Raw genomic sequence first — 11,532 nt, 5'->3', positions numbered from 1 at the left:
GAGGGCCGCTGGACTCGAGTCTGTTTCCCTTTTTATGCAAGACTCGATAGAGCTATCTTTTACGTGCAGGCTACAGCCTCTACAGATGCTTCTGTAGAAACCGTAGCGTATGTTCATTAATCACGCGATGTTGCTCCCTGTTATTGGGGGCGATTGGAGCAAGAAGCGGCGAATATAGCGGCAGATCGGTGAAGCTGAGATGCCCGGCTTGCGGCAGCGTAATCTCCGCTCCTGACTTCTCCAACAGTCGTTCTCGCAAGGCGCGCTCTTCCTCCAGTCCGGCCATTGAATCCTCCAATCCCTTGATATGAAGGCCGCCATTTAGAATGAGCAGTGGCTTGGCTGGCGGAGGCTCTGGATATTCGCCATAAAGGTAGCCATCGAGATTAATAGCGGCCTTGACCAGTGAAGAATGGAACAGCATGCTAGCGGCTGCCGCGCCTCCGAAGGAATGTCCGATCAAGGCCGCTCTGTGCGCATCTATCCGATTGGCAAGGGGCGAATCCGGGGCGAACCGGGCAAGGGTACGGAGACGAGCAAGCACAAATTCTATATCGGCCTGCTGCTCGCGGATGATCGGGATGGCCGCCCTGTTATGGGCGCCGAACGTATTCGGCAGACCCCCGAAGTGATCGGTAAACGGCCTATCGTTGCCTTCGCCCTCGGGGACAGCACTAATGAACGCCGTCCCGGGATGTTCGAGGGCGACGACGATGTAGCCATGACTAGCTAAATGTAATGCCTGGAACGTACCCGTAAAGCGAGTGCCGAGCAGGTTGCCGTGCAGGTAGACGACGACCGGAGCCTTCTCCACATCAGGGTGAAACGGTGCAGCATCATCGGCAGGAACGGTGAGATTCCGGTAATCAGTCAGCAGATTGGCCCATGGGCCGTAATGACGACGAACCGCCTGGACAAATAGATCGTACTGGGGGATATATCGGGCAGGAGCGGTGTGGAGGCCGCTCGCCGGGTACCAGATGCGTAGATTCAATGGACGGCTTCCATTCGCTTCAGTGCGTCCAGGGGCACTCCAGGTGTAATCTACGACACCTACGGCATAAGGGCCGTCAGGCGGGGTGAACTGGAACAACGGCAGCGAAGTCGGAATGGTCCAGCAGATGACGCCAACGAGTACAATCGGAATACGGAGCAGCATAGGCCGCAGACGGCCTGACCTGTGAGGAGCCGGGCTGCTTTGGCTGCCGCGCATATAGCCGCTTAGCACCAGCGCCACCGTCACGTATAGGGGCAGCAGTGCCCAGCGTAACTGCTCGATGTATATATGCAGGATAAGAATGCCGATCAGGCCTCCGACGACCAGGCGCCTTGTGAGCCGTGTGATGCGAGAGCGTGATCCTGTCAGAAGGAACCAGCCGAGCAGAGCGGCAAGCAGCAAGATGAATTCCCATCGTCCCATCCCTTCATCCCCTTCATAGTCAACCTGGTTAAAGAACATGGATCGTCCCATCAGGTTTATCATCCCTATGGTCACCACTATGATTTAAGATGGCTGATTATGATGGGAATTATGAAGCTGGGTCATTGAACAAAGCGAAGCGTTGCCGACTCTTAGACGGCAACGCTTCGCTTGGAAAATCATGATTCTGGCTGGTGCGCACGATCTGCGCTCCTCAGCTCCATTTATGGCTCCATGCCCCATTGCAATGTTCCATTGATATAGCCTGCAAGCTTGCTGTGCTCTACATAGCCGCTGGCCGTAGCGTTGAAGGAGTAGTCATTGGACTGGCTGTAGCTCGACCAGTCGGACTTGGAGAAGCGGATCTGCAGCTCAATGCTCTGACCCGGGTTCAGCATGCCGGCTCCTGCTGTAAAGCCGATATTCATATACGTATCTGCTGTTGGCTTGGCGCTCGCCATGGCATGGAAGGTGCCGACGACATTGGCGCTGCCGATATGAGACCAATCGCAGAAGAAGGCCTGGCTTTGGCTCCCGTCTGCGGTATAGAAGTAGCGTAGACTTACATCAGCGAGAGCAATAGCCGCATCTCCCGTATTGGTAAGCTTAATGCGCGGATTAATGGATACGGTAGAGCTGGCGCGCTCGCCATTGTACATCTCCACCTTGATCTCGCCTTCCACGCCTGGTTCGGGAGTCGTGGTGTCGATAATCAATAATTGCAGGACAGGATGGGTGCCTGCGCTAAATTGAAAGGTCAGATTCACTGTGCCCAGCGGCAGGGTGGACAGGTACGGCGGGAGCAATGTAACCGTTGTGCCGCTAAGCGTATAGTCGACTCCGGCTGCCAGCGTGTAGCTGCCTTGCTTGATGCCTGTGAAGGTATTGCCATTGAGCGTCAGAGCGACAGGAATCGCAGCTTGGGCGCCTGCCTTACGGTCAAAGCTGGCGCTGGTAGGGCTGATCGTGGAGGAGGTGACAGGCTCTGGCCCGCCTGGCTCTGTGCCGCCAACCGGATCAGCGAACAGGATGCCCCGACCATTCGTCCCGAGGTAGACTCTGCCATAGACCCGCGGATCGCCGGTGATGGTCGCGTTCGGAATGCCATACTGATGCTGGTCATCGTTGATTCTGACCCAGGAGGCGCCTGCATCATCCGAGCGATAGATGCCGCGAACGCCATCGATATTCGCTGTGGCATACAAGGCCATATAGGTTGCCCCAGGCGCTGCCTTGCCGAACCCTATGGTGTCTGCCTGCGCGACATTGGACAGCTTGGTGAAGCTCTGTCCAGAGTTGGAGGAATGCCACAGGCCATACAAGCCGTTGGCTTGGCCGCCTGCAAGCCAGATTTCGCCTTCCAGTCCAGGCATAGCCTTGAAGTTAAGCGTACCGCCGCTTGGCAGGCCTGTCGCCGCCGTCTGAGTAAAGCTTGACCCGCCGTTTGTGCTGACATAGAACTTGCCCCCAATTGAGGCATAGAATTTGTTCGGGTTCACACGGTCAGAGCGCACCTGCGCGCCACTTGGCACGCCCGTACTCTTCGTCCAGCTATTGCCAGCATTCTTGGAGACGTAGACGCCGACATCTTCGGTGCTCCATACGACGCTCGTGGCATCAGCAGATACGGCTACCGTGCCGCCGCCCCTCGTGCCCGGAGGCTCGCTGTTGCCCCAATTCCAATTGGAGCCGCCATCATAGGAAAAGCCTACGGATTTGCCATTCGGATGCAGCTCATAGTTTTCTTTACCTACACGGGCAAAGAAGTTGGGACTCTGCTCGGCAAAATCCAGGCTCGTAGAAGATGTGGGACGCGTGAACATCTTGGTCGGTGTCTGAAGCAGATTGTCATGGCGGAAGCCTGTGACGTCACCGATTGCACTGACGAGAGGCGCACCGGAAGGCGGACTGACCAGATCGAGAACAGCCATCTCCTCAATCCCCTGAGCCATCACCTTAATATGGATCTGCTCATCCTGATCCCAATCGGTCAGATTGTTCGTTCCATAGATCGTTGCCCCCGTGCCATACATCATGCGATCCGAATCGAACGGATCGATCTGCAGCTCGCCAATCATCCAGCCCAGCTTCGGGGTAATTTCCGGTACCTGCGGATTCGTAGCAAAATCCAGCCAAGGTGCGGCAGAAATATCTTGTGTATAGCGGAAGGTGCGTTCTGGATAGATAGCCCAATCCCAGATGCGCGTCCAGGTTGCGCCGCCATCAGTGCTGCGGTAGATCATTTCATCCGGCCACCAGGAGTTCAGCGAAGCTACCATCAGCGTATTGGGCTGCTGCGCATCGACAGCCAAGCCGCCGTAACCGAAATAGTTGTCCGCGTCCGGCATGGGGCTGATATTTTTCCATACCCCAGTCTTCGTGCTGTATTTCCATACCTCACCCCTCGTTCCATCATAAGGGCCAATGCCGTTGCTGTAGGGGATATACAGATCGCCTGTCGAGGAAAGCACGCCATGATGAGGCAAATATCCTGTCGGCTGACCCGGCACAGCAGCCCAGGTTGCGCCGCCATCGGTGCTGCGATAGATGCTCTCTGCCACATCGGCTACACCGACATAGATGGTCTGGGTTGCTTGTCCAGGAGAGCCTGTCGAAGGATCAAAGGTGATCCAGGCGAGTCCCATAATATCACTTTGGTATTCATTTGCCGGATTTTGCACATAGTTGCCGGGGTTGGGGAAGCTGACGACCTTGGACCAGGTGACGCCGTAGTCTGCGCTCTTCCATAATCCGTTGCCGCTGCGAGCGCCGAAGAACAATATGGAATTGTCATTCGGATCGATCTGGAGCCTCTCGCCCATCGAGCGTCCAGGCATATTGCCTCCGACCTTGAAGGGCAGCTCCGTCTCCTCCCATGTATCCCCGCGATCCGTGGAGCGCATAATATACCCATTATTAGGGTCCCAGCTATTCGTATAGGTACCTGCAGCGATATACAAGCGATCCGGGTCGACGGGATCGGTGGCCAGCGCATCGACTCCGGTCTTGCCCCATTCATCCCAGCCTACAAAATCCAATAACGGAATCCAGGTTTCGTTGGCCGGGTTCCAGCGATAGGCTCCACCGATGTCGGTGCGGGCATAGATCAAGTCCGGTTCGGATGTGTTAAAGACGATGCCCGGGATAAAACCCCCGCCAGCGTTCGTCACCACATTCTTCCACTCGTAAGGCTGACTAGTGGCGGCCTGCGCCCTGTCAGGCGTCACGGCAAAGGTCGAGGCAACGATCAGAAAAGCAGTAAAGAGGGAGAGGAAGGGACGATAGCTTCCGATTAACATTATGAAACCTCCTTATGATGATGAAATCTTATTTTTCATGCCGTCTGTCCATATCGTAGCAGTGGGGAAATCACAGCTCACCTCCTTCTATAGAATTCAATGTCTTCAATGAAGAGTAATTAATGTATAATGGAAACGCATTCATTTTAAAGTAATCTACATGTGAACGTTGTCTACAGGCTGAATGGAATTCGAGTTCGATGAGGCAAGCTAGTTAGACGAAGATGAAGACAGAATGAATGGGGGATACACCGTGCAAAATTTTCATTGATAGCGATACATAAATTGGCAAATGATACACATATAGATTATCTTCATGTAAAAAATTTGTCAATATATCAAATTATACAAAATTAACATGACATCTAATAGATAGAAGGAAGGGATTGCAATGTCAACACAGGATCGAGATCACATCATGGAGCTGCTGCCACAGCAGCGGGAGGAATTGCTGCGAATGATGCAGCAGCGGTTTGAGACCTATCCCCACCGTCACCCGGAGCTGAAATGGGAAGACATCATGGCTAAGCTTGCTGCCAACCCGAGCAAGCTGGGGTCGCTTCATGCGATGGAGCGTACAGGCGGCGAGCCGGATGTGGTCGGCTATGATGTGGAGTCAGAGGAGTATCTCATCTTCGATTGCTCCGCGGAGAGCCCTAAGGGGCGGCGGAGTCTATGCTACGATCATGCAGCGCTGGAAGCGAGAAAAGAGCATAAGCCCAAGGACAGTGCGGTCGGGATGGCTGCTGCGATGGGCATCGAGCTGCTGTCCGAGGAGCAATACCGGAGGCTACAGCAGCTTGGGGCGTTCGACCTGAAATCCTCAAGCTGGGTGAGAACGCCCGCACGAATTCGAGAGCTGGGCGGGGCCCTCTTCTGCGACCGCCGTTATGATACGGTCTTCATGTATCATAATGGCGCGGAATCCTACTATGCCGCCAGAGGCTTCCGCGGCTGTCTCCGGGTCTAGCGACTAACTAGACCAGCTTAGCCACACTCTCTCTCACCACAAGCTTGTTCGGCAATAGCAGCTTGGCAGGCAGCCTGTGACGCTTGTTAATACGGTCAATCAAGAGTCGTACCGCCCAGTTGCCCATCTCCACGATCGGCATGCCGACAGTGGTCAGCATCGGAGATACATAGCCAGACAGCTCGATGTTATCCATACTAATGATGGAGAGCTGCTCTGGCACCTTGATGTTCGCTTCCGTGAACCGCCGCAAGGCTGCGATGGCGGCAATATCCGTCGCGCAGAATACTGCGGTCGGAAGCGGTGCGGCCTGGGTCAGCAGCTTGTCTGCTCCCTGGTACCCGCCGGGCCCATTCTGCGGACAATTGCTGACCAGATGATCCGAGTGCTCCAGTCCATGCTTGCGGAGCGTGTCGCAGTAGGCCTCATAACGAACCTCGTTCGCCGTCTCCCCGATATATCCGATCTGCCGATGTCCGCAGGAGATCAGATGTTCAATGGCAATCTGGGTGGCTTCATATCCATCACAGATGACCTGATCGCAGTTGGCCGCAATGACGTTGCGTCCGGCGTACACCAGATTTTTGTAATGCTTCTCCAGAAAATTCATACTGTCGCTGCTAAAGCGGCCCAGGATGATCGCGCCGTCTGCGCGCGACGATTCGATCTTGTCCAGCAGCGTATCAGTCTCGATGTCGAACAGCGAATAGGATAGATGAACAGCATAGCCCAGCTCCAGCGCCTGCTGCTCGATCGCGCGGGACATCTGGGCAAAGAACGGATCATCATCGAGCTGGCGCGTTCTTCCTAATATGCAGGAGATGGAGCCATTGGGTGAAGGGCGTGCAGCGCTCCTGCCGCGCTTGAGCTCTCTGGCGCTCTGGTTGGGCACATAGCCGGTCTCCTTCACAATTCTCCACACCCGATCCCGTACCTCCTGGGTAGCAAAGCTATTGTCAGGGGAATTCAATATACGCGATACGGTCGAGATCGACACGCCTGCCATCGAGGCGATCTGCTTCAAGGTGGTCATCTGCCATCCCCCTTCATGAGCGTGAATAACGTCAAGCGAAACGATGCGACAGCTTACAATCATGCAAGCCGCGTACCACGACGCGCAAACGTGCAGTTTTCTCCATCATATCGCGTTTTTACGCAAAACAAAAGTGGATTTGCGCAAAAATGCTTTGATTTTTGCGCAAATATCACTCGAAAATCATCCGCGAAACCCTATAAAATTGTTGTCAAACGTTTGCGTAATCAATGCTGGTGTTCAACGCCCAAAAAGCATATAATAAATGAAAATTATGCTGATATTTGCGCGGAGGGGCTGTGGGTTGCCTGCAGTCTTGTTCGTCATGGCTGTCGTGGCTGGTGCTGCCGGCGGCTCACCCAAGACCCCGGTGATGGCTAGTCACAGCGCCTTATTGTGGTCAGCAGCGTTTCAAATTGGCATTATAGGAGTGATACACATGTCGCTGACACACTTGGATAAACTTGAGGCCGAGGCGATCTACATTTTCCGCGAGGTGGCTGCCGAATGCGAGCGCCCGGTCATGCTGTATTCCATCGGCAAGGATTCATCGGTCATGCTGCATCTGGCAATGAAGGCCTTCTATCCTGAGAAGCCGCCGTTCCCGCTGCTGCAGATTGATACGAGCTGGAAATTCCGTGAGATGATTGAATTCCGCGACCGTCGTGCACAGGAATTGGGCGTCAACCTGATCGTTCACCGCAATGAAGCGGCTATTGCTCAGGGCATTAACCCGTTCGACCACGGCTCGGCATATACCGATATTATGAAGACCCAGGCGCTCAAGGAAGCGCTGACCAAGCATCAATTCACGGCTGCCTTCGGCGGCGGACGCCGGGACGAGGAGAAGTCGCGCGCCAAGGAGCGGATCTTCTCCTTTCGTAACGAGCAGCATACATGGGACCCTAAAAATCAGCGTCCCGAGATGTGGAAGCTCTACAATACCCGCATCAACAAGGGTGAGAGCATGCGCGTATTCCCGATATCGAACTGGACGGAGAAGGACATCTGGCAATATATTCGCCGCGAGAATATCGAGATCGTGCCGCTCTATTTCGCCGCGGAGCGCCCTGTAGTGTACCGGGACGGCAATATCATCATGGTGGATGATAGCCGGATGCGTCTGCTGCCTGGCGAGGAGCCCGAGATGAAGAAGGTGCGGTTCCGCACGCTGGGCTGCTATCCGCTGACGGGGGGCATCGAGTCGGATGCCGATACACTGGATGAGGTTATTGCGGAGACACTGTCGGCGACGACATCCGAGCGCACCAGCCGTGTCATCGACAAGGAGGCGGCCGGCAGCATGGAACGGCGCAAACGGGAGGGGTACTTCTAATGAGCCATACAGAGAGCGGACTTCTGAAATTTATTACCTGCGGCAGCGTGGACGACGGCAAGTCGACACTGATCGGGCACATTCTGTACGATTCCAAGATGCTGTATGCCGACCAGGAGCAGGCGCTGCTGCTGGATAGCCAGGTGGGCAGCCGGAACGGGGCGATCGACTATTCGCTGCTGCTTGACGGCCTGATGGCCGAGCGCGAGCAGGGCATTACGATCGATGTGGCATACCGCTACTTCAATACCGAACGGCGCAGCTTTATTGTGGCTGACACGCCGGGTCATGAGGAATATACGCGCAACATGGCTGTTGGCGCAGCGTTTGCCGATCTTGCCGTCATTCTGATGGATGCGACCCAGGGCGTGCTGGTGCAGACGCGCCGTCATGCGCGCATCTGCGCGCTGATGGGCATCAAGCATTTCATCTTTGCGGTGAACAAGATCGATCTTGCCGGCTACGACCAGCAGCGCTTCGAGGCGATCAGCGAGGATGTTCAGCGGCTGCGCGAGGAGCTTCGTCTGGAAAATGCGGTGATCATTCCGGTCTCTGCGACAGAGGGCGATAACGTGACGCGCCGCTCGGACAACATGGACTGGTATGAGGGGCCGACCCTGCTGGGGCATCTGGAGAACGTCGATATTTCGGCAGACGTAACGGAGCGCGGCTTCTACATGCCCGTGCAGCGTGTATGCCGCCCGAATCATAGCTTCCGTGGCTTCCAGGGACAGATTGAGGCGGGCGAGGTGAAGGTGGGAGATACACTGACCATCCTCCCAAGCGGCGAGAGCGCGATTGTCAAGTCGCTTCATGTGGGCGACAGCCCATCGGATCGCGCAATCGCTGGCCAGCCGGTCACCGTTCAACTGGATCGCGAGGTTGATGTGTCACGCGGCTGCGTGCTGTCCAAGGAGGCTGGTCTGCAGACGGCGGCCACCTTCACAGCGACGCTGCTGTGGATGGATGAGGAGCAACTGGTACCCGGTCAGGAATATTGGATCAAGCTGGGCACGAAGCTCCTGCCTGCTCTGGTGACAGAGCTGCGCCACAAGGTCGATGTCAACAACGGAGCCTTGCTCCCGGCAACCACTGCCATCAAGAATGAGCTGATTAGCTGTGACATCGTCGTCTCCGAGCCGCTCGTGGTCGACGAATTCAAGCAGCATAAGACGATGGGCGAGCTGATCCTGATCGACCGTGTTACGCATGCCACCGCGGCCTGCGGGGTGGTGGTGTCAGTGGGCGGCGCTGGCGAGGACGGCGTGTTCCTGCACGATGGTCAGACCAGGCAGCAGGTGCAGTTGTTCGACAGCTTCAGCTATGACCCTGGGGTGAACATGGTGCTGCGGCAGAGACATCCGTCTACCACGTATCGCAAGGGAGATGCGCTGCCGCTGCAGAGCGCCGGCTGTCATTATCCCGAAGATTTTGACCTGCAATCGGAGGGCGGCATTGCCAACATCCGCGGCGGCATCTTCACAGGCTTCGGCGAGCGCGATGCCAGGCTGCCGTTAATCGATGCCAGCGGGCTGGAAGCAGATGCCGAGACGGGCGCAGCGTTTGGCACATACCGCAGCATACTCGTTCGCAGCAATGGCTAGAGTGAGGAAGGAGCAGCGCGGTTAATAAGAGCAGTACGCGACATTACAGCATAGCCGCGTGCAACGAAGAAGGCGATTCCTCAGCAGCAAGGTGCTGCGAAGGATCGCCTTCTTGTTGTTCATATGTTCATCCCATACGTCTTCTCCATAGCGGTCGGCATCCAGTCTAACAACTGCTGCTGTAGTTGAAGACGGATCTGGATCGCCTGCACGAGCTGCGACGGGTCAAAGCTCGCAGGGAGGTGTTGCGCGTACACATCCCGGTTCATGGTCGTCACTTCATGCAGTGTGCGCAGCTTGTCAACGTCGGTCTCCTTCAGTCTGACGGTGTCCTCTGTAGGGTCAACTTGCATCAAGAGCCCCTTTAAGTAACCGATAACAGGATTATAGAATACTGAGCCGGGAACGGAGCCAAGGCGATACGCCTCCAGATTCTCTACGAAGGGCTCAATGGCTTTGCGACCGGAATGTACATAGTCTTGAATGAGGCCGGTGTACGTATGTTGTTTTTGGGCAATCTCCTGATACCCGATCCACCAGTACTCCAAAGTGTTATGCGAGACGCTCCGGGCTGCAATCGCCTCCTCCAGAGTGGGCAGCAATTCATTCAGATAGACGAGCATCGGCCGCTCGTACTCTTCAAATAACACCGTCGAGTAGCGAAGATGGGCATACGCATCCAGCGTATGTTGATCCGATGAGCGAAAGAAATGGACATTATAGACGATGGACAGCAGCAAGGCAGCCGAGAGACCAAGGAGCACGGCTCGCATCTTCCATGGTTTTTTTGTGCTAGACATGAAGATGAACCTCCTCAGATATTCATAGTATGAAATAACGAAGGACCGATTTTTCGTTCCAGACAAGGCGGTGAGAGATGCCCTTGAACGGTTTCTTAAGTCATGACCTAGACCGATTCCAGCTCCACGCTCATATCTGCTTCCTGCGGAGGTTAAAGCTTCATCCTAATCCGCCTGTGGCCCGTTGTACGGCGCTTGAGAGGCGCGGCGGTAGGAGCGGGGAGTGAGACCGGTTAGTTTGCGGAATTGCCTGGAGAAATGCTCTATATTGGCATAGCCGCACAATGCGGCAATGTCGCTGAGCCGCTGCGACCCGTGCGCAATACGTTCCTTGGCAAGCCGAATCCGGCATTGGATGACGTCCTCCATGCACGAGATACCGAACGTGGACTTATAGATGGACTGCAGGTACCCTGGGCTGAGATGAACGTATTCCGCCATCATGGATACCGACCATGGCTGCCCTGGATGGTGATGAATCTGCTTGCGCAGATCGAGCAATTGCCGATAATAGGGCGGGGGGTCTGCGTATTGCGATGCCTCCAGCAGCTTGTTGAACATAATGTGCAGCAAGTAATCAATCGTCATCTCCCGGTAGTCATGGGTGAAGAAATTCTCAGTCGCCAGCAGTTGGAACAGCTTGTGGCAATAATCAGGGTCTGGCATGGCGATCGGCGTGGCGAGCGGAATCGTTGTTTCCGTCACAAACGGCGCCTCCGATTCGAAGCGAATCCAGTCGTTGATGAAGGGGCCGGCGCTGGCGCGGTACAATATTTTTTGGCGGGGCGGGAAGAGCACCGCGTAATGCGCGGGATAGGCTCTTATCTCCCCCTTCACCCAGATCTCCGCTGGCGTCTGCGTCAGCACGAGCAGCCAGAAGTCATGCCCGTCCGGGATGTCATAGACGAAGTCGTCCGGGTGGGCGGTGTCATAGCCGACATAATGGATGATGGTCATCGCGTACCCCCACATCTGAGAATAGATCAACTTATTAAAAGTATAGATCATTGTTCTATAAAAGTCATTCCTCTATACTGGCACTGTGAAAGCGCTTCTCATCCCGAAGGCGG

8 protein-coding genes are annotated in these 11,532 nt (G+C 55.3%); 3 read left to right on the top strand and 5 right to left on the bottom strand.

Going from position 1 to position 11,532, the window contains the following annotated elements; genetic code table 11:
- Positions 1 to 79 precede the first annotated feature (79 nt).
- Together ACY1JZ_RS00910 and ACY1JZ_RS00905 are read right to left on the bottom strand one after the other, a co-directional pair.
- Positions 80 to 1,471 (bottom strand): alpha/beta hydrolase family protein, encoded by a 1,392-nt coding sequence (locus ACY1JZ_RS00910; RefSeq protein ID WP_462627658.1) that lies wholly within the window; start codon positions 1,469 to 1,471, stop codon positions 80 to 82.
- Between the two features lie 173 nt (positions 1,472 to 1,644).
- On the bottom strand, positions 1,645 to 4,719 hold the full coding sequence (locus ACY1JZ_RS00905; RefSeq protein WP_462627657.1) for a cellulose binding domain-containing protein: 3,075 nt from the start codon (positions 4,717 to 4,719) through the stop codon (positions 1,645 to 1,647).
- A 391-nt stretch (positions 4,720 to 5,110) separates the two neighbouring features.
- On the opposite strand from ACY1JZ_RS00905, the gene ACY1JZ_RS00900 reads away from it, so the two are divergent.
- Positions 5,111 to 5,689 carry a DUF4256 domain-containing protein gene (locus ACY1JZ_RS00900; RefSeq protein WP_462627656.1) on the top strand — a complete coding sequence of 193 codons (579 nt, stop codon included), beginning with the start codon at positions 5,111 to 5,113 and terminating at the stop codon, positions 5,687 to 5,689.
- A 7-nt stretch (positions 5,690 to 5,696) separates the two neighbouring features.
- Here ACY1JZ_RS00900 and ACY1JZ_RS00895 read toward each other — a convergent pair whose 3' ends face one another.
- Positions 5,697 to 6,722, bottom strand: coding sequence for a LacI family DNA-binding transcriptional regulator (locus ACY1JZ_RS00895; protein ID WP_462627655.1), 1,026 nt, complete (start codon positions 6,720 to 6,722; stop codon positions 5,697 to 5,699).
- A gap of 439 nt (positions 6,723 to 7,161) precedes the next feature.
- Between ACY1JZ_RS00895 and cysD the strand changes: the two genes are divergently transcribed.
- Complete coding sequence (gene cysD / locus ACY1JZ_RS00890) at positions 7,162 to 8,058, top strand: sulfate adenylyltransferase subunit CysD (RefSeq protein ID WP_462627654.1); 897 nt, start codon at positions 7,162 to 7,164, stop codon at positions 8,056 to 8,058.
- Positions 8,058 to 9,662 (top strand): sulfate adenylyltransferase subunit 1, encoded by a 1,605-nt coding sequence (locus tag ACY1JZ_RS00885; RefSeq protein ID WP_462627653.1) that lies wholly within the window; start codon positions 8,058 to 8,060, stop codon positions 9,660 to 9,662. Before cysD ends, ACY1JZ_RS00885 begins: the two co-directional genes overlap by 1 nt.
- 119 nt (positions 9,663 to 9,781) lie before the next feature.
- Here the strand turns inward: ACY1JZ_RS00885 and ACY1JZ_RS00880 are convergent, their stop codons facing one another.
- Positions 9,782 to 10,462, bottom strand: coding sequence for a hypothetical protein (locus ACY1JZ_RS00880; protein ID WP_462627652.1), 681 nt, complete (start codon positions 10,460 to 10,462; stop codon positions 9,782 to 9,784).
- A 165-nt stretch (positions 10,463 to 10,627) separates the two neighbouring features.
- On the bottom strand, positions 10,628 to 11,419 hold the full coding sequence (locus ACY1JZ_RS00875) for a helix-turn-helix transcriptional regulator (RefSeq protein ID WP_462627651.1): 792 nt from the start codon (positions 11,417 to 11,419) through the stop codon (positions 10,628 to 10,630).
- Between the last annotated feature and the right edge of the window lie 113 nt (positions 11,420 to 11,532).

It is taken from the genome of Paenibacillus sp. J5 (assembly GCF_054955055.1).
The sequence above is the reverse complement of the archived record's forward strand: the minus strand, read 5'-3'. Positions and strand labels throughout refer to the sequence as shown.